Annotated in this window: 17 protein-coding genes; 5 read left to right on the top strand and 12 right to left on the bottom strand. The window is 64.8% G+C overall.

The genetic code is table 11. From position 1 onward, the window contains the following. Positions 1 to 6: 6 nt before the first annotated feature. The 6 genes from ACLV74_RS16300 to argA all read right to left on the bottom strand — a co-directional run bounded on the left by ACLV74_RS16300 (position 7) and on the right by argA (position 5,317). Positions 7 to 504, bottom strand: a complete 498-nt coding sequence (locus ACLV74_RS16300) for a response regulator (RefSeq protein ID WP_411880446.1) — start codon at positions 502 to 504, stop codon at positions 7 to 9. Beyond that, entirely contained in the window at positions 501 to 2,204 is a 1,704-nt protein-coding gene (locus ACLV74_RS16295; RefSeq protein WP_411880445.1) for an ATP-binding protein, read from the bottom strand. The genes ACLV74_RS16300 and ACLV74_RS16295 overlap by 4 nt, the downstream gene beginning before the upstream one ends. 179 nt (positions 2,205 to 2,383) lie before the next feature. Beyond that, a complete protein-coding gene (locus tag ACLV74_RS16290; protein ID WP_411880444.1) occupies positions 2,384 to 3,013 on the bottom strand; it encodes a LysE family translocator in 630 nt (209 codons plus the stop codon). Continuing rightward, positions 3,010 to 3,258 carry a DUF1272 domain-containing protein gene (locus tag ACLV74_RS16285; protein WP_411880443.1) on the bottom strand — a complete coding sequence of 83 codons (249 nt, stop codon included), beginning with the start codon at positions 3,256 to 3,258 and terminating at the stop codon, positions 3,010 to 3,012. Before ACLV74_RS16285 ends, ACLV74_RS16290 begins: the two co-directional genes overlap by 4 nt. 64 nt (positions 3,259 to 3,322) lie before the next feature. Then, entirely contained in the window at positions 3,323 to 3,940 is a 618-nt protein-coding gene (locus ACLV74_RS16280; RefSeq protein WP_411880442.1) for a LysE family translocator, read from the bottom strand. Between the two features lie 27 nt (positions 3,941 to 3,967). Then, positions 3,968 to 5,317 carry an amino-acid N-acetyltransferase gene (gene argA, locus ACLV74_RS16275; RefSeq protein WP_411880441.1) on the bottom strand — a complete coding sequence of 450 codons (1,350 nt, stop codon included), beginning with the start codon at positions 5,315 to 5,317 and terminating at the stop codon, positions 3,968 to 3,970. Positions 5,318 to 5,548: 231 nt separating this feature from the next. On the opposite strand from argA, the gene ACLV74_RS16270 reads away from it, so the two are divergent. Together ACLV74_RS16270 and hrpA are read left to right on the top strand one after the other, a co-directional pair. After that, positions 5,549 to 6,769 (top strand): GGDEF domain-containing protein, encoded by a 1,221-nt coding sequence (locus ACLV74_RS16270; RefSeq protein WP_411880440.1) that lies wholly within the window; start codon positions 5,549 to 5,551, stop codon positions 6,767 to 6,769. 108 nt (positions 6,770 to 6,877) lie between these two features. Continuing rightward, the gene (gene hrpA, locus ACLV74_RS16265; RefSeq protein WP_411880439.1) at positions 6,878 to 10,756 is read left to right on the top strand and encodes an ATP-dependent RNA helicase HrpA; all 3,879 of its coding nucleotides are present in this window, start codon (positions 6,878 to 6,880) and stop codon (positions 10,754 to 10,756) included. 255 nt (positions 10,757 to 11,011) lie between these two features. On the opposite strand, the gene ACLV74_RS16260 is transcribed toward hrpA, so the two are convergent. From ACLV74_RS16260 to lptF, 6 genes are all read right to left on the bottom strand, one after another. Beyond that, a complete protein-coding gene (locus tag ACLV74_RS16260) occupies positions 11,012 to 11,170 on the bottom strand; it encodes a DUF3309 family protein (RefSeq protein WP_411880438.1) in 159 nt (52 codons plus the stop codon). A 140-nt stretch (positions 11,171 to 11,310) separates the two neighbouring features. Beyond that, positions 11,311 to 12,486, bottom strand: a complete 1,176-nt coding sequence (locus tag ACLV74_RS16255) for a pyridoxal phosphate-dependent aminotransferase (protein ID WP_411880437.1) — start codon at positions 12,484 to 12,486, stop codon at positions 11,311 to 11,313. Positions 12,487 to 12,579: 93 nt separating this feature from the next. Further along, positions 12,580 to 13,524, bottom strand: a complete 945-nt coding sequence (locus ACLV74_RS16250; protein ID WP_411880436.1) for a CysB family HTH-type transcriptional regulator — start codon at positions 13,522 to 13,524, stop codon at positions 12,580 to 12,582. 93 nt (positions 13,525 to 13,617) lie between these two features. Beyond that, the gene (locus ACLV74_RS16245) at positions 13,618 to 13,995 is read right to left on the bottom strand and encodes a sirohydrochlorin chelatase (RefSeq protein WP_411880435.1); all 378 of its coding nucleotides are present in this window, start codon (positions 13,993 to 13,995) and stop codon (positions 13,618 to 13,620) included. A 15-nt stretch (positions 13,996 to 14,010) separates the two neighbouring features. Next, positions 14,011 to 15,150 (bottom strand): LPS export ABC transporter permease LptG, encoded by a 1,140-nt coding sequence (lptG, locus tag ACLV74_RS16240; protein WP_411880434.1) that lies wholly within the window; start codon positions 15,148 to 15,150, stop codon positions 14,011 to 14,013. Next, positions 15,147 to 16,274 carry an LPS export ABC transporter permease LptF gene (gene lptF / locus ACLV74_RS16235; RefSeq protein WP_411880433.1) on the bottom strand — a complete coding sequence of 376 codons (1,128 nt, stop codon included), beginning with the start codon at positions 16,272 to 16,274 and terminating at the stop codon, positions 15,147 to 15,149. Before lptF ends, lptG begins: the two co-directional genes overlap by 4 nt. 70 nt (positions 16,275 to 16,344) lie before the next feature. Between lptF and ACLV74_RS16230 the strand changes: the two genes are divergently transcribed. From ACLV74_RS16230 to ACLV74_RS16220, 3 genes are read left to right on the top strand one after another with little or no spacing between them, the layout of a single operon-like run. Beyond that, positions 16,345 to 17,883, top strand: a complete 1,539-nt coding sequence (locus ACLV74_RS16230; RefSeq protein ID WP_411880432.1) for a leucyl aminopeptidase — start codon at positions 16,345 to 16,347, stop codon at positions 17,881 to 17,883. Further along, a complete protein-coding gene (locus tag ACLV74_RS16225; RefSeq protein ID WP_411880431.1) occupies positions 17,880 to 18,317 on the top strand; it encodes a DNA polymerase III subunit chi in 438 nt (145 codons plus the stop codon). The genes ACLV74_RS16230 and ACLV74_RS16225 overlap by 4 nt, the downstream gene beginning before the upstream one ends. After that, positions 18,314 to 18,679: a hypothetical protein gene (locus tag ACLV74_RS16220; protein ID WP_411880430.1), complete on the top strand. Its 366-nt coding sequence runs from the start codon at positions 18,314 to 18,316 to the stop codon at positions 18,677 to 18,679. Before ACLV74_RS16225 ends, ACLV74_RS16220 begins: the two co-directional genes overlap by 4 nt. The last annotated feature ends 139 nt before the right edge of the window (positions 18,680 to 18,818 follow it).

The raw sequence follows: 18,818 nt of genomic DNA, 5'->3' as shown, positions 1-18,818 counted from the left end.
GGCGGTTCAGGCTCGGGAGACTTTCGGCATGGGCACTTCAGCGGGTTCCGCCGAGCTTTGCTGCATGGCGAGCTCCAGCAGCTTGCTGTAGTTCTCGAGTTTTTTGTACAGCAGCCGTACTTCCAGGATGTTGTGGATGCGCGTCTTGACCTCGACCAGGTCGAAGGGCTTGCTGATGAAATCCTTGGCGCCGGCCTGCAGGGCGCGCAGCTTGTGGCCGGGCTCGGCCGTCAGGACGATCACGCAAAGGTACTGGTCGAGCTGGTTCTGCTTGAGCGCTTCCATCACCTGGAAGCCGTCCATGCCGGGCATTTTCAGGTCCAGCAGGATCAGGTCGTAGCGGTGCTGTGCGTGCAGCGCCACCACTTCCAGCGGATCCATGGTCGAGCGGACCTTGGTATAGCCGGTGCCTGCCAGCAGTTGCTCCAGCAGCAGCACGTTGGCGGCCTGATCGTCCACGATCAGGATGCTCGCGTTCAGGATGTCGAACTCGGCGTTCATCATGGGGCTTCCTTCACGAGAACAGAATCGGCCCTGGTTTTGGCGACCTCGAGCACCAGGTCCAGGGTCTCCATGAACTCGTTGATCTTGATGGGCTTGGTGAGGTAGCGGAAGAAGCCCGCCTCCAGGCCTTTTGCAATGTCGCGGGGCATGGCGTTGGCGCTGAGCGCCACCACCGGAATGTGTTTCGTCAAGGGGTCTTCCGACAGGATCTTCATGGCCGTGATGCCGCTGATGCCGGGAAGGTTGATGTCCATCAGGATGAAATCCGGCAGGGACGCCTTGGCAATCGCGATGCCGCTGATGCCGTCCCGCGCCGACAGCAGCCGCAGGTCCGGGCGCCTGGCGATCAGGTCTTCCACCAGCATCAGGTTGGCGGGGTTGTCCTCGACGTACAGCAGGCTGCGCGTATGGGGGTCCGTGGGCCCTTGCGCAACGGGGCCAACCACGAGGTTCAGCAGGTCCGCCGGGATTTTCTGCTCGCTGGTGATGTTCATTTCGATCCAGAACATGCTGCCCTTGCCGACCACGCTTTCCACGCCGATCACGCCGCCCATCAACTCGACCAGCCGCTTGGTCATCACCAGGCCTATGCCGGTGCCCTGTTCGGTGTTGGCTTCCTGCCCGAGCCGATTAAAGGGCTGGAAGAGCTGGTCTATTTTCTCCGGCGCCAGGCCTTTGCCGGTGTCTTCCACGCAGATGCGGATGCGCCCGGCCGGCGTGTCGACGCACTCGAGCGTCACCCGGCCGTGTTCGGTGTTGTATTTGATGGCGTTGGACAGCAGGTTGATCAGCACCTGCTTGAGGCGCGTGCGGTCCGCGCTGACGAAGCGGGGCGAGCCGAACTCCGGGAAGCTCACGCTGATGCCGCGTTTTTCGGCCTGCGATTCGATCATGGTTTCGCATTCGCGCATGACTTCGGCCAGCGACACCGGCTCCAGCGAGAGCGACAGCTTGCCGGACTCGATCAGCGCCAGGTCCAGGATTTCGTTGATCAGGTCCAGCAAATACCAGCCGGCCTGCAGGATCTGGTCCACGCTGCGCTTTTGCGAGGGCGAGGGAGCCGGCGTACCGGACTCGATCAGCTGTGCAAAACCCAGGATGGCGCTGAGCGGCGTGCGCAGCTCGTGGCTCATGCTGGAGAGGAAATCCGACTTGGCCAGGTTGGCCTTCTCGGCCACCGCCATCGCCTCGTTCAGCGCGATCTCGACCTGCTTGCGCACCGAGTTGTCGGTGCCTATCAGCAGGTAGCCGATGATGGTGCCGAAGTCGTCGCGCAAGGCGGTGATGGAGACGATGGCCGGAAAGCGGCTGCCGTCCTTGCAGATATAGGTCAGCTCGTAGATGTCTTCAATGCCGCGCGAGGCCTTGAAGGCCAGCGCCTCGAAGCCCGGCGTGATGGTGGTGGCGAGTTCCACACTCAGCGCCTGGGCCCGGGCCATCACTTCCTGCGGGTCGTGGATGTCGCTGGGGTTGATCTTGTTGACGACCTCGGCCGCCATATAGCCCAGCATGCGCTCGGCGCCGACGTTGAAGAGCTGGATGATGCCTTTTTCGTCGGTCGCGATGATGGAGAAATTTTCGCTCGTCAGGATGGCGGTTTGCAGCGCGCCTGTCTTGAGCAGCGCTTCCTGGCGCAGGGACTCTATGCCGTCGGCTTTGGCAATCGCGTCAAGAGCGCTCAGGCGGGAAATAGGTGACATGGGCCATGTTTCTGCAGAAATAACGACGATGCCGCGAAGCGCCGGCCGTGAGGCGGCGCGTCCAGGATCCTGGCCGGGGAGGGTGTGAAGTCTCGGGAAAGACTCCGGGAGTATGACAGGGAGGGTTTTTGTCGGTCTGTTCGCCAGCGCACATACGGGGTGCCCCGGCACCGTAAAGCCTAGCTGTTCGCCCGCCGGTAAAAGGCCAGGGAACCGGCCAGCGCCAGCAGCGCGCCGCCGCAGGCGCGGTCTATCCAGCGCGTGGCCGAGGCCTTGAGCAGGCGGATGGCGCGCGCGCCGACAAAGGCATAACCGAACATGACGGAAAAATCGATACCGGCGAACACCAGCGAAATGGCGAGGTATTGCGGCGCCTGGGCGGCGGCCGGGTCTATGAACTGAGGCAGCAGGGCCGAGCAAAAGAGGTAACCCTTGGGGTTGGTCACCGCGACCAGGAAGGATTTCATGAAAATCGCGCGGCTGCCGTGCTGGGCGCCGGCGCTTTCGGCGGGAATCTCAAAACCGCCGCGCGAGCGCAGCAGGCGTATGCCCAGCCAGGCCAGGTAGGCAGCGCCGGCCCACTTGAGCACCGAAAACCAGAACTCGGAAGCCGCCAGCAGCGCGCCCAGGCCCAGGGCCACCGCGCCCACCAGCACAAAATCAGAGACCACCGCGCCCAGCATGCCGGGCACCGAGCGGCGCACGCCGTAGCGCGAACCGTTGGCCAGCGCCAGCAGCACCGTGGGGCCGGGCGTGGCAATCGCCACCAGCGCGACCACGGAAAACAGCAGAAGGGTGGTGGTGTTCATGCGGCGGCCGCGCAGCCTTCGGGCTTGTAGACGCGCTCGGTCGAGGGCGGGTACTTGGCCAGCTTGCCGGCCGGGCGGCGTGGCCGGACGGTGAATTCACCGCCGCAATTGGGGCAGACGCCCTGGAGTCTGGTGGCGACACAGTCGGCGCAGAAGGTGCATTCAAACGTGCAGATGCGCGCATCGGTCGAGTCGGCCGGCAGGTCGCGGTTGCAGCATTCGCAGTTGGGGCGGAGCTCAAGCATGGTGGTCATCCCGGTAAAAAGGAAAAGCCATTATGGCGAAAGGCCGGTCCGGCGGCTGTACCGCCTAGCGGCTGAAAATCAGGCGCAGGCCGAACAGCGCGAGCAGGCCGCCCGTGAGCCGGTCTATCCAGCGTTTGGCGCGGCGGTAGCCCTGGCGGGTGCTGCTTCTGCAAAACAGGGTGGCGACCAGGAAGTTCCAGGTCAGGGAAATGACCGCCACCACCCCCACGGCCGCCACCCGCATCCATACCGGCAAACCCGGCGTAAACAGCGTGGCGAAGGCGCTGCTGAAAAACACCAGCGACTTCGGGTTGGTGAGGTTGGTGGCCAGCCCATAGCGATAGGCTTGCCAGCCGCTGCGGCCGGCTTGCGGGCTGCTCTCGGGCAGCGGTAAGTGCGCTTGCCGGATCAGGCGGATGCCGATGTAAAGCAGGTAGATGCCGCCGGCGACCTGCAGTATTTGCTGCAGCCCGTTGAAATGGGAAATGAGTATTCCCAGCCCGACGGCAGCCAGGCTTGCCCACAGCACGCTGGCGGTGGAAACGCCCAGTCCCACGCACAGGGCGTGGCGGCGTGATTCGCTCACGGCCGCCAGGGTGATGACCAGAAAATTGGGGCCCGGGCTGACGGCCAGCATCAGGTAGAGGGCGGCAACGCTGCCGAAAAAAACAAGTTCCTGCATGGTGAAGTCCGAAGGCGGCTGGGCGCTTTAGCCCAGCTTCTTGACCAGCACCTGGCTCTTGCGGTCCCAGTTGTATTTGCGCTTGCGGCCGTCGGGCAGCCAGTCCGGGTCCACCTGCACGAAGCCGCGCTTGATGAACCAGTGCATGGTGCGGGTGGTCAGCACGAAGATGCTTTGCAGGCCGGCCGCGCGGGCGCGCTGCTCAATGCGTTTCAAGATTTTCTCGCCGTCGCCCTGGCCCTGGCTTTGCGGCGAGACGGTCAACGCCGCCATTTCGGCCGTTTTGGCCTCGGGGTAGGGGTAGAGCGCTGCGCAGGCAAAGATGACGCCGTCGTGCTCGATGATGCTGTAGTTGGCGGCGTCGCGCTCGATCTCGGTGCGGCTGCGCTTGACCAGCGTGCCGTCGTTTTCAAAAGGCTCGATCAGCTGCAGGATGCCGCCCACGTCGTCCTCGGTGGCTTCGCGCAGTTCCTCGAGCTTTTCATCGATCACCATGGTGCCTATGCCGTCGTGCACGTAGATTTCGAGCAGCAAGGCGCCGTCCACCGCGAAGGGCAGGATGTGGCTGCGCTCCACGCCGGCCTTGCAGGCCTTGACGCAGTGCTGCAGGTAAAACGCCGTGTCGGTGGGGCGCTCGCCGTTGGGCAGGGTGGCCAGCAGTTTTTCGGCGGCGGCCAGCGGCAGCTCGGTATCAATGGGGTTGTCTTCGCTCTCGGGCTGGTCGTGGTGTATGCGTATGCCCGGGATCTCGCTCAGGAAGATCAGCTTGTCGGCCTGCATGGCGATGGCCACCGAGGTGGCGACCTCTTCCATGGTCAGGTTGAAGGCTTCGCCGGTGGGCGAGAAGCCGAAGGGCGACAGCAGCACCATGGCGCCGAAATCCAGCACCCGGCCTATGGCGGCGGTGTCGACCTTGCGCACCAGGCCCGAATGCTTGAAGTCCACGCCGTCGAGAATGCCGACCGGGCGCGCGGTGATGAAGTTGCCCGAGATCACCCGCACCGTGGAGCCGGCCATGGGCGTGTTGGGCAGGCCCTGGCTGAAGGCCGCCTCGATTTCATAGCGCAGCTGGCCGGCCGCTTCCTGGGCGCTGTCGAGCGCGACTTCGTCGGTGATGCGCATGCCGTGCGAGTATTTGGCGGTATGGCCCTTGGCCTTGAGCTGCTCGTTGACCTGGGGGCGAAAGCCGTGCACCAGCACGATCTTCACGCCCATGCTCTGGATCAGCGCCAGGTCCTGGGCGATGTGCTGCAGCTTGCCGGCCGCGATGGCTTCTCCGGCGATACCGACCACAAAGGTTTTGCCGCGGTGCGTGTGGATATAGGGCGCGACCGAGCGGAACCAGGGCACAAAGGTGAAATTGAAGACGGCGGACATGGGCGCGCTTTCGGGTCGGAAGGGGCGGGTCGGTAGCTGCCGGGGACGCGGCGGTCGGAGGGCGCGGCACGGCTTCCCGGCGCTGCTTTCCCCGGCAAACGGAAAAGTCCAGTGAGTGTAAGGGAGACGCGGCCGGACCGAGGGGCGTGCCGCGGCGGGCGGCCGGCGGCGGGCGGTGTACTCATTTTTGGGGATAGCGAAACAAGGCGGGGCAGGTTATGGTCTGGGGTTATGGATAAATACGCGATCGGGTTCTGGGGCTGCTATTTCGGGGCAGCCGGCCTGATGCTGGCCGGCTCGGTGTTTGCCTACTTCCGGTCCCTGCGCCGCATTGCGGTCAACGCCGCCGCCTCGGCCGTCGCTTCGACCTTCTTCGTGGTGGCCTTCCTGGGCGGCCTGCCGATCAGCGATGCCGCCACGCTGGACCGCTTCCTGGCCCACGTGGCCGCCCTGGTGTCGGCCTTGCTGGCCTACCTGCTTTTTTCCATCCTGGGCATCCTGCGCAGCCCGGCGTCCCAGCAGCGCGCCGTGGCCTTGCTGGGCGTCATGGCCGCCCTGGTCATCGCGCTGGGCTGGGCGCTGAGCCCGCAGCAGTCCCTGGCGCTCAGCCTGGGCGCGGCCGCCTTCCTGGGATTCGTGGCGCTGGCCCTGAGCCTGCGCACCGCCCTGCGCGGGGACCGCCTGGCCTGGGTGGCGGTCTCGGGCGTGCTTTTCATGCTGGTGGCCATCCTGGGCCTGAGCTGGATGGCGCTGGACCGCGCCCACGTGCCGTGGCAGGCGCACGCCGTCACCGCGCTGGCCGGCACGGCGTATCTGGCCACCATGGCGTCGGTGCTCTGGATACGCTACTCCTACCTGATCGAGCTGAACCGGGCGATGGCGCACGGCCCCAGCTACGACCCGGTGACGCGCATGCGCTCCAACAGCGAAACCAGCAACATGGTGAACGCGGCTTTCCAGGATTACCGGGACCAGCCGGTGCCGCTGGGCGTCATCGTGGTGTCCATCGCCAACCTTTACGTGCTGGAAAAACTCTACGGCCTGGCGGCCGTCAACCACGCGCTGTTCGTCTGCGCCGGGCGGCTGCGGCGCACCGTGCCCGCCCACCTGGAGATGGGGCGCCTGGGCGAGGACGGCTTCCTGGTGCTGATGCGCACCTGCCACCACAGCGGCGACCTGATCCACCTGGCTCGCCGCATCCAGGCGACGCTGTCGCGCACGGTGGTGCTCAACACCAGCCTGGAAACAGCAGCCGCGGCCAGCCAGCAGACGCGCTGGGCGGCCGAGGCCGGCATAGGCGTGCTGCGGGTGTCGAAAACCGACGCGCGCGCTTCCTCGGCCGTGGGCTTGGGGCGGGGCATGTCGCGCGCGGCGCTCAGCTATCCCAGCCGCATCGCGTGGTACGACGAGACCAGCGGGGAAATCGTCGACATGCCGGTGATGGCGGCCTGAGGGGTAACCCCGCCGGCGCGGCGGCCTGCCGGAACAGCCGATAATTGACGGCTTTGCCGCGCCGGCCTTCCCGCCTCGCTCTTCCCGCTTTTCCTTTTGCCCGCACCTTTGTCCCCCCTTACCATCACTTTTCCCGAATCGCTGCCGGTCTCCGGCAAGCGCGAGGACATCACCGCCGCGATGGCCGCCCACCAGGTCGTCATCGTCTGCGGCGAAACCGGCTCGGGCAAGACCACCCAGCTGCCCAAGATCGCGCTGGCCATGGGGCGCGGCAAGCTCAATTACCCGCCGGGGCAGGGCCGGCTCATAGGCCACACCCAGCCGCGGCGGATTGCTGCCTCCAGCGTGGCCAAGCGCATCGCCGAGGAGCTGAAGACCCCTCTGGGCGACGTGGTGGGCTACAAGGTGCGCTTCCAGGACCGGCTCTCGCGCGACGCTTCCGTCAAGCTCATGACCGACGGCATCCTGCTGGCCGAGACGCAGACGGATCCGCTGCTCAAGGCCTACGACACCATCATCATCGATGAGGCCCACGAGCGCAGCCTGAACATCGACTTCCTGCTGGGCTACCTTCGCCAGCTGCTGCCGCGCAGGCCCGACCTCAAGGTTGTCATCACCTCGGCGACGATCGACGCACAGCGTTTTGCCGACTACTTCGCCTCGGCCAAAGGGCCTGCGCCGGTCATCATGGTGTCGGGCCGCATGTTTCCGGTGGAGCAGCGCTACCGGCCGTTCGAAGAGTCGCGCGAGCACGACCTGAACGACGCGATCGCCGACGCGGTCGACGAGCTCTGGCTGAGCCCGCACAGCGCGGGCGACATCCTGGTCTTCTTGCCCGGCGAGCGCGAAATCCGCGAGGCGGCCGACCACCTGCGCAAACACCTGGCGCACCAGCCGCTGACGCGCAACGCCGAGGTGCTGCCGCTGTTCGCGCGCCTGAGCCAGGCCGAGCAGGACCGCATCTTCGACGGCCACAGCGGCCGGCGCATCGTGCTGGCCACCAACGTGGCCGAAACCTCGCTGACCGTGCCGGGCATCCGTTATGTGATCGACGCCGGCACCGCGCGCGTCAAGCGCTACAGCTTTCGCAACAAGGTCGAGCAGCTGATGGTGGAGCCGGTGTCGCAGGCCGCGGCCAACCAGCGCGCCGGCCGCTGCGGCCGGGTGGCCGACGGTATCTGCATACGCCTGTATGACGAGAAGGATTTCCAGGGCCGCCAGCCTTTCACCGACCCTGAAATCCTGCGCAGCTCGCTGGCCTCGGTGATCCTGCGCATGAAGGCGCTGCACCTCGGCAACGTCGAGGAGTTCGCCTTTATCGAGCCGCCGCAGCGCCGCGCGATTGCCGACGGCTACCAGCTGCTGGCCGAACTCGGCGCGGTGGACGAGGACAACGAGCTCACGCCCGTGGGCCGCACGCTGGCCAAGCTGCCGCTGGACCCGCGCGTGGGCCGCATGATCCTGGAGGCCAAGGACCGCGGCGCGCTCGACGAGGTGCTGGTGATCGCCAGCGCGCTCAGCGTGCAGGACGTGCGCGACCGGCCCATGGACAAGCAGGCCCAGGCCGACCAGCAGCACGCCAAGTTCGACGACGAGAAAAGCGAATTCAGCGGCTACCTCAAGCTCTGGAAATGGCTGGGCGACGCGCGCGGCGGCCACGGTACCGATCACAAGCTGTCCAACCGCCAGTACGAAAACCTGCTGCGCGAGAACTACGTCAACATCCGCCGCGTGCGCGAGTGGCGCGACATCCATTCGCAGTTGCACACGGTCGTCGGCGAGCAGAAATGGGTCCTGAACGACAAACCCGCCAGTTATGAGCAGTTGCACCTGTCCATGCTTTGCGGCCTCTTGGGCAATATAGGCTGCAAAAGCGACGAGGAAGACTGGTACCTGGGCGCGCGCGGCATCAAGTTTTACCGCCATCCCGGCGCGCGCCTGAGCAAGAAGCCGGGCCGCTGGATCGTGGTGGCCGAACTGGTGGAAACCACGCGCCTGTTCGGCCGCGGCATCGCCAACATCGACCCGGCCTGGATGGAACAGGTGGCCGGCCATTTGCTCAGCAAACAGCTGCTGGATCCGCACTGGGAGAAAAAAGCCGCGCAGGTCACGGCGCTGGAGCGCGCCACGCTCTACGGCCTGGTGGTCTACAACGGCCGGCGCGTCAACTTCGGCCGTGTCGACCCGGTTACCGCGCGCGAGATTTTCATCCGCGAGGCGCTGGTCGCCGGCAACTGGGACACCAAACTGCCTTTCCTGGCCGCCAACCAGAAGCTGATCCAGCAGGTGCAGGACCTCGAACACAAGGCCAGGCGCCAGGACGTGCTGGTCGATGAAGAACTGATTTACGCTTTCTACGACCAGCAACTGCCGGCCGACGTACACAGTGGCGCGAGCTGCGAGCACTGGTACAAGGAAGAATCGAAAAAGCAGCCGCAGTTGTTGCTGCTGACCCGCGAAGAGCTGATGCGCCACGAAGCGGCCGGCATCACCACGCAGGCCTTTCCCAAGACCCTGCGCATGGGCGGCGTGGACTGCGCGGTGACTTACCTGCACGAGCCCGGCGACGCGCGCGACGGTGTCACCGTCGACGTGCCGCTGTTTGCGCTCAACCAGGTCAATGAGGAGCGCTGCGAGTGGCTGGTGCCCGGCATGCTCAAGGACAAGGTACAGGCCTTGATCAAGACCCTGCACCAGCGCCCGCGCTCGCGCCTGGTGCCGCTGCCCGAGACCGCGGCGCGCATGACGGAGCAACTGCTGCAGCCCGAGGTGTTCGGCAGCGGTTCGCTGACGGACGCGGTGCTCAAGCTGGTGCGCGACGCGACCTCGCTGGACATCAAACGCAACGACATGAAGCTGGACATGCTGCCGCCGCACCTGTTCATGAACTTCCGTGTGGTCGATGAGCACGGCCGGCAGCTGGGTGCCGGCCGCAACCTGGGGGCGCTCAAGGGCGAACTGGGTTCGCAGGCGCGCGGTGCTTTCCAGGCGCTGGCCGGGCTCAAAAACCTGGCGAAGGCGCCCGAGCCGGCCGCCAGCCCCGACACGAACCGGCCTGCGGCCCAGGCAGGGCGCGCACAGGCCGCACCCCAAAGTACTGCGGTCAAGGTCGCGGAACGTTACACAAGCTGGAGTTTTGGCGAGCTGCCGGAACTGATGGAAATCCGCAAGGGCTCCCAGACGCTGATCGGGTTCCCGGCGCTGATCGATCTGGGCGATGCGGTGACCATCGAGGTGTTCGATGAGCCCGATGCGGCCGCGGCCAAGCACCGCGCCGGTTTGCGCCGGCTGTTTGCGCTGCAGATCAAGGACGCGCTCAAGTACCTCGAGAAAAACCTGCCCGAGCTGCAGAAGATGGCGACCGCCTACATGCTGGTGGGGCGCGCCGCCGACAACTCAGGCGGCGGCACGCTGGAAGAGCTGCGCGAGCAGATCATCGAGGTCGCGCTGGACCGCGCTTTCCTGCTGGATCCGCTGCCCACCAACGAGGGCGAGTTCAAGAAGCGCATCGACGACGGGCGAGGCCGCCTGACCTTGATCGCCAGCGAGGTGGCCCGGCTGGCCGCCGGCATCCTCACCGAATTCGCCGTGGCCCAGCGCAAGATCAAGGACAGCAAAAACGCCGCCGAAGCCGCGACCGATGCCGCCCAGCAACTGCAGCGCCTGGTGCCCAAGCGCTTTCTGACGGCCACGCCTTACACGCAACTGCAGCACTTCGCGCGCTACCTCAAAGCCATCACGCTGCGGCTGGAGAAATGGCGCACCGACCCGGCGCGCGACACCGCGCGCCTGGCTGAATTGCGGCCGCAGGAGCAGCGCTACTGGCGCCTGGTGGCCGAACGCAAGGGTGCGGTCGATGCGCGCATGCAGGAATTTCGCTGGCTGCTGGAAGAGCTGCGTGTGAGCTTTTTTGCGCAGGAGCTGCGCACGCCGCAGCCTGTAAGTATCAAACGATTGGAAAAGGCCTGGGCTCAACTGAACAGTTGAGCCCAGCCTTTCAGCGAAGGCTAACAACTGCCGAAGGCTTGTTATGCCGTAGCAAAAAAGCGTGGCAGCAACTGAATAGTTGATGCCACGCTTTTCAGTGAAGGCTAACAATTGCCGATGGCTTGTTATGCCGAAACTAAAAGGCCTGGGCTCAACTCAATAGTTGATGCCACGCTTTTTCAAACGCGCAAAAAAAATGGCCTTGCATTGCAAGGCCATTTTTTCTGGTGGATCACCAGCGAAACTGCGGACTGACTAGATGCGTCCCATCAGCAGCAGGATCACCAGGATCAGCACCACGAGGCCGATACCGCCGCTGGGACCGTAGCCCCAGCTGCGGCTATGACCCCAGGTGGGCAGTGCGCCGACCAGGATAAGAATAAGAACGATCAGCAGGATAAGCGAAATGGACATTTGGAAGCACTCCTTGTTATGTGCCTCGATTCTTGCCCGGCAACGGGCAAGAGCAAGCAGGAGGAGGGCGTGTCCAGCCGTCGGCAAACGCTGACAGCTTTGGCCTACAGGTCCGCGTCTACCTTCTGCCGCCCAGGCGCCTAAAGCTTGGCCAGGCGCTGCAGGGCCGTGTTCAGGGTCTCGTCTTTTTTGGCGAAACAAAAGCGCACCACACGCTGGTCGAAGCCGTTGCCGTAAAAGGCCGACAGCGGAATAGCCGCGACGCCGATCTCGGTGGTCAGCCACTTGCAGAATTCGGCTTCGTCCAGGTCGCTGACCTCGGAGATGTCCACGCACTGGAAGTAGCTGCCTTCGCTGGGCAGCAGCTTGAAGCGGGTTTTGGCCAGGCCCTCGCGGAACAGGTCGCGCTTGCGCTGGTAGAAAGCCGGCAGGTCCAGGTAGGGTTTGGGGTCTGCCATGTAGGCCGCCAAACCATATTGCACCGGCGTGTTGACGGTAAAGACGTTGAACTGGTGCACCTTGCGGAACTCGGTGGTGAGGGCCGCGGGCGCGGCCACATAGCCGACCTTCCAGCCGGTGACGTGGTAAGTTTTTCCGAAGCTGCTTACGATGAAGGCACGCGCCGCCAGGCCCGGGAAACGCGCGGCGCTCTGGTGGATGCGGCCCCTGGCCGCGTCGAACACCATGTGTTCGTAGACCTCGTCGCTGATCAGCAGCACGTCGGTGGGCGCCAGCAGGTCCTGCAGCGCCAGCATGTCGGCCTCGGTCCACACGGTGGCACTGGGGTTGTGCGGCGAGTTGACGATGATGGCGCGTGTGCGCGGCGTGATGGCCGCGGCGATCTTGCCGAAGTCGGGGCGGAAGGTGCCGGGTGTCAGCGGCACGCGAACCACCTTGCCGCCGGCCAGCTCGATGTTGGGCACATAGCTGTCGTAGCAGGGCTCCAGCACGATGACCTCGTCGCCGGGGTGGACCACGGCCAGGATGATGGTGATGATGGCCTGCGTCGCGCCCGCCGTGATGGTGATCTCGCTGTTGGCGTCGTAGCGGTGGCCGTAGAGCGTGGCCACCTTGGCCGAGATCGCTTCGCGCAGCACCGGCACGCCCGTCATGGGCGGGTACTGGTTCAGGCCTTTGGTCATCGCGTCGGTGACGGCATTGACCAGCTGCGGGTCGCATTCAAAATCGGGAAAGCCCTGGCCCAGGTTGACGGCGCCTTTTTCGGCCGCCAGGGTGGACATTACCGTGAAAATCGTGGTGCCGACGGCGGGGAGCTTGGTTTTTAGCGTGGGGGTGCGTTCTAGAGTGGTAGTCATGATTGCAGAGTAATGGTTTTTTCAAGTGGCCGCCGCGGAACCGGCTTTGCCGGGCCGGGAGGCGGCCGCAGGCCGCTTCGGGGGGGAGTGGAACTAAATCTCGTAGTCGTTGACGCGGCCGGCCATCGCTTTTGTGATCAGGGCGCGGTCCAGCTTGTCGCTGAGCAATTCGGCGAACTTGTATACGAAGTTGCGCAGGTAGGCGCTGCGCTTGAAGGCCACGCGGGCCACGTTGATGCCGAACAGCGGGCCGGCCGGTATGGCGATCAGGTCGCTATTGGTGCCGTCTTCCTTGATGGCCATTTCGGCCACGATGCCCACGCCCAGGCCCAGGCGCACATAGGTCTTGATGACGTCGGAGTCGATGGCTTCCAGCGCGATGCGCGGCTGCAGGCGCTTGGCGGCAAAGGCCAGGTCGATCTTGGTGCGGCCGGTGAAGGAGGGGTGGTAGGTGATCAGCGGCTCTTCGGCCAGGTCTTCCAGCGTGATGTTTTCTTTTTTGGCCAGCGGATGGTCTATGGGAATCACCAGCATGTGTTGCCATTCGTAGCAGGGCAGGGTCACGAGGTCGTCGTACTGCGTCAGCGATTCGGTGGCGATGCCGATTTCGGCGACTTCGTCGAGCACCATGCGCGCCACCTGGTCGGGCGAGCCCTGGTGCAGGCTGACGTTGACTTTGGGAAAGGCCTCGCGCAGTTTGGCGACCGGCTGCGGCAGCACGTAGCGGGCCTGGGTGTGGGTGGTGGCGATGGACAGCGTGCCGCTGTCCTGGGCCGAGAACTGCTCGCCGATGCGGCGCAGGTTGCCCACCTCGCGCATGATGAGCTCAATGCTCTTGAGCACGTGCTCGCCGGGTTCGGTGACGCGCTTGAGGCGCTTGCCGTGCCGCGCGAAGATTTCCACGCCGAGTTCTTCCTCCAGTTCGATGATGGCCTTGGACACGCCGGGCTGCGAGGTGTGCAGCGCCTTGGCGGTTTCGGTGAGGTTCAGGTTGCGCCGGATGGCCTCCTGGACAAATCGGAATTGGTGGAGGTTCATATCGAATTCAGGCTAATTGTTCGCTTCATTATGCCTGTTTCGCGCTAAAGAGGCGGGCCATCGGTTTCGTTTTTCCCGTGCCCCGGGCCGGCTTCAGGCCAGGGCGATGCCGGCCATCAAGGCTGTCAGTTCGGGGTACTCGCCGGCGCTGGGCAGCAGTTCGACGGCGATGCCCGGATGGCTGGCCTGGATCTGTGCGACCAGCAGCGGCAAATCCTCACGGGCATGCTTGCCCACGCCGAAGAAGAGCGGAAACACCCGTATGGCAAGCGCGCCGGCGGAGATCAATTCCGCGGCAGCCTCAGGAAGCGTTGGGGTGCACAGCTCAAGGTAGGCGCAGCGAACGGGCGTGCCCGGCGCGCTGGCGCGTATCTGCGCGGCCACGGCCTCGATGGGCGCGCGCCATAGCGGGTCGCGTGAGCCGTGGGCCAGCACGATGATGGCGCGGGTGGGCGGTGCGGAAGTTGTCATGGTCATGGGCATGCGCTAGCGCCGCAGCACCAGCCAGCCGAAGGCGCCCAGCGAGATGGCCATGTAAAGCAGGCCGGGCGTGGCGGCCGCCAGCCAGGGCATCCAGTTGCGCAGGTTGCCGATGTAGCCGAAGACGTTGTTGAGCAGGAAGAAGCTGATGCCTATCATGACCCCGGCAAACACATAACCCGCGATGCCGCCCGAGCGGAAATGCAGGTAAGCAAAGGGCAGGGCCAGGATCACCATCACCAGGCAGCTGAGCGGGTAAAACACCTTTTTCCAGAATTCGATTTCATAACGCTGGGCGGTCTGGCCGTTGGCGTCCAGGTGGCGCACGTAGTTGAAGAGATCTATGGTGCCCATGCGTTCGGGCTTGAGCAGCGCTACCGACACCATTTCAGCGCTGATCTCGGTGGGCCAGCGGAAGGTCTCCAGCACCGCCCTGTTGACCCTGGCACTCTCTTGGGGTTTTGCGGCGGTGGGTGCGCCGCTGACGTCGAACTCGGCGCGCGTGGCCTGGTGCAACTGCCAGGCATCGCCGGCGGCAAAGGTCGCCAGCGGCGCCTGGGTGGTCGAGACGATCAGGCCCTTGTTGTTGAACTCGAAGACCTGCACGCCCTGCATTTCGTTGTCGGGGGTGAGCGCCTTCACGTTGACGACGTAGGTGTTGTAAGCCTGTTTTTCTTTCAGCCACGCGCCGGTCTGGCCTATGGTGATCTTGCTCTGGTAGCGCGCCTTGAGCAGCTGCGCGGCCCGCTCGCTGGCCGGCGCCACATAGTCACCGACCACGAAGCTGAACACCACGAACAGCGCGCCCAGCGCCAGCAGCAGCTTCAACGCGCGCCAGGGGCCCAGGCCGCTGGTTCGCAAAATGGTGTATTCCGAGCTTTGGGCCAGGCGAGCCATCACAAAAATCGTGCCGATCAGCACCGAGATGGGCAGCAGTTCGTACAGGTGGTTGGGGATCAAGAGTCCCACATAGAGAAGCGCGTGCCGGATCTGGTAGATGTCGCCGGCATTGATGCCGTTGCTTTTGCCGAGGTATTGCAGTTCGTCGACCAGATCGAAAAAGAAGAACAGGGCCAGGAAGCCCAGTGCCACCAGGGCGATGGCGGCCAGCACTTCCCCGTAAATCAGGCGGCGTATGGTTTTCATGGCTGCGGGCTTTCGGAGTTGCGCACGGCCACGGGCTGGCGTTGGATGCGCCGGGCGGGCCTGAGCACCCAGTTGAATTGCCGTTTGGACAGCCAGGCCAGGCCCAGCAGCAGCACGCCGCCGTGCAGGGCCAGCAGGAAGTTGCCGAAGCTGATGATGCCGACAAAAATCCAGCTCTGCCCGAGGTTGACCAGGTTGTTGTAGACCACGAAGGTCAGCAGCACGAAGATCATGTTGCCGCTGCGTCCGCCGCGCGGGTTCACGCTGGCCAGGGCCACGGCCAGCACGACAAAATTGATGGCGGCCAGCGCCAGGCCCAGGCGCCAGGCCAGTTCGCTGAGGTTGCCGCGCGTGGGTGCCTTGACCAGGTCGCGGGTGGACAGCAGCTTGGATTCCGGTGCGTTTTCGGCGAGCGGGTTGGCGTCGCCGGTCTTGGTGCCGTACTCCGCGAAGTCGCTGATTTTCAGGGCTGACTGCCCGATCACGTTTTCAAGCCGCTGCCCGTTTTCCAGCATCAGGAACTGGGCATCGTTCAGGACGTCGATGCGTCCGGAGCGCGCGGTGGTGATGGAGCTTTTGCCCTTTTCCGTGGCGGCGATGAACACGTTGTTGCTGGCCCGCTCGCCCGCCAGGTCGCGGTCGATGAAAAACACGCGGTTGCCGCTGGACGATTCCTGGAACTGGCCGGGCGCGATACGGTCCAGGTCGCCGCGCTGTTCATAGCGGCTTTGCATGTCCTTGGTCTGCTGGTTGGTCCAGGGCCAGACGAACAACGCCATCAGCGTGATGACCAACAGCACCGGCCAGGCAAAACGAAAGAGCGGCCGCAGGAAACCGGCCAGCCCCTGGCCGCTGGTGAACCACACCACCATCTCGCTGTCGCGGTACATGCGCGACAGGGTGCTGACCATGGCGATGAAAAGCGACAAGGTAAGAATGGTCGGAAGGCGGCCCAGCGCGGAGTAGGCCATAAAGAGCATGACGTCCTGCGGATTGATGAAACCGCGCGAGGCCTGGCCCAGCGTCCGGATCAGGACGATGGTCATCACGATGGTGACCAGCACCACCAGCGTGGCCCCGAAACTGCGCGCCAGCTCTTTGCGAATCGAAGATTGGAATAACATTGACTGGATATCTGCTTTGCTTTGTTTTATTTTTTTGTTTACTTTGGTTTATTCCACCACACCCTGAATTATGGACTTTGAACTCAAAACACTGACCCGCGCGCGCATTTGCAGCGAAAAAACCGACGCACTGGTCGTGCTCGTTCCCCAGGACCCGGCTTCCGGCAGCGACCCGCTGTCGGCGCTCACGGCCCTGGCCATCAAGTCGGGCGACTTCGAAGCCAAGCCGGGCAAGCTGCTGGCCGCCTACCGCGCCCCCGGCATCGCCGCCACCCGCATTGTGCTGGCCGGGGTGGGCGACGCCAGCCCCAAAAACGTCCGCATGGCGGTCGGCACCGCCCTGGGCGCCGTGAAGAACGGCAACACGCAGCGCGTGCTGTTATGCCTGGACATGCTGAGCGCTCTGCAGGCTGAAGCCGTCCGCGCAGCCGTGACGGCCTGCAGCGACGCGACCTACGTTTACACCACCACCAAGTCCAAGCCCAGCCCTTCAAAGCTGCAGCGCGTGGTGATCGCCGTGGGCGACGCCGCCGGCGCCAAGGCGGCCAAGGCCGGCCTGGAAAAAGGCATGGCCCTGGTCAAGGGCCTGGAATTCGCCAAGGAATGGGCCAACCGGCCCGCCAACCACGCCACGCCTACCCTGCTGGCCGGCGCTGCGAAGGAACTGGGCAAGCTGCGCAACATCAAGGTCGAGGTGCTGGGTCCCAAAGAGGTCGCCAGGCTGGGCATGGGTTCCTTCATGGCCGTCGCCCAGGGTACGGCCGAGCCCCTGCGTTTCATCGTGCTGCGTTATGACGGCGCCGCCAAGGCCGTGGCGCCCGTGGTGCTTGTGGGCAAGGGCATTACTTTCGACACTGGCGGCATCTCCATCAAGCCTGCGGCCGAAATGGACGAGATGAAGTTCGACATGTGCGGCGCTGCGAGCGTGCTGGGCACCTTCCGGGCCCTGGCCGAGCTGCAGCCGGCGCTCAATGTGGTGGGCCTGATCCCGGCCTGCGAGAACATGCCGGGCAGTCGCGCCGTCAAGCCGGGCGACGTGGTCACCAGCATGAGCGGGCAAACCATCGAGATCCTGAACACCGACGCTGAAGGCCGGCTGGTGCTGTGCGATGCCTTGACCTACGCCGAGCGCTTCAAGCCCAAAGCGGTGGTCGACATCGCCACGCTGACCGGCGCCTGCGTGATCGCCTTGGGCGGCGTGCGCAGCGGGCTGTTTTCCAGCGACGATGCCCTGGCCGCAGCGCTGGCGCAGGCCGGTGAATCGTCCATGGACCTGTGCTGGAGGATGCCGCTGGACGACGACTACGCCGAGGGCCTGAAAACCAACTTCGCCGACGTCGCCAACGTGGCCGGAAGGGCAGGCGGCGCGATCACCGCCGCCAAGTTCCTGCAGCGCTTTGCGGCCAGTTTCCCCTGGGCGCACCTGGACATCGCCGGCACCGCCTGGAAGGGCGGGGCCGCCAAAGGCGCCACCGGCCGCCCGGTGCCCCTGCTGCTCGACTACCTGCTGGGCCAGGTCGAGTCCACCAGGCCCAAGGCTACCGCCAAGACTCCTGTCAAACCCAAGGCTTCGGCAAAAACCAGGGCCGCCGCCAAAACACGGGCATGACCGAGATTGCCTTTCACTTCAATGTGCCCGACAAGCTGGCCTACAGCTGCCGGCTGCTGCGCAAGGCCTACCTCAGCGGCGCCAGGGTGGTGGTGACGGGCGAGACCGCGATGCTGGCGGACCTCGACCAATTGATGTGGAGCTTCTCGCCCGCCGAGTTTGTGCCGCACTGCCGTGCCGGCGCGGCTGGGAGCACCCTGGCGGCATCGCCGGTGGTGCTGGCCGAGTCGCTCAAGGATTGCCCGCATTACGGCGTCCTGGTCAACCTGGGCCAGGGCATTCCGCCCGAGTTCGAACGCTTTGAACGCTTTATCGAAGTGGTGGCCCAGGGCGATGAAGACCGCCTGGCCGCGCGCGGGCGCTGGAAGCATTACACCGACAGGGGTTATGCGATGAAACGGCATGACCTGGCCACGGCCGGGGAGGGGGCATGAGCCGCCCGCCGCCCGCGCCGCCGCGCTTCGTGCCGACACTGACGGAGGTCGTGAAGCCCATTGCCGCGCCCATGCCGGCCACGGGCCGGCCCGTCATGCCCGCTTCGCCCCAGGCGACATCCGTACCTCCGCCGGCCGCTTTGGCGGCTTCCCCGGACCTTCAGGAGCAGATGGTGCAACGCGTACTGCAACGGGTGGACCTGGTGCTGGACCGGCGTCTGCGCGAGGTAGTGGGCCAACTCATTCTGGAGCACACGCAGAGCCTGGCGCCCCGCCTTCGCGAAGAAATCGAGGACGTCGTGCGCCAGTCCGTCAGCCAGGCTTTCGATGAAAAAAACACGCCGCCCACATCCGGCGCTTAGGTCCCGCAGGTGACTGGTTTTTTTTCGCGTTTTGCGATCACGGTGTCATCACGGCTGCTGCTGAAACACCCACTCACATAAGCCGTTCTGCTCCCCGGGTAAACCCCCTTATCGGAATTTAACCTAGGGACGTTGCTAT

It is taken from the genome of Polaromonas sp. YR568 (assembly GCF_943369415.1).
In the GTDB taxonomy this organism is placed as follows: domain Bacteria; phylum Pseudomonadota; class Gammaproteobacteria; order Burkholderiales; family Burkholderiaceae_C; genus Polaromonas.
This window is presented reverse-complemented; position numbering and strand designations above follow the sequence as displayed.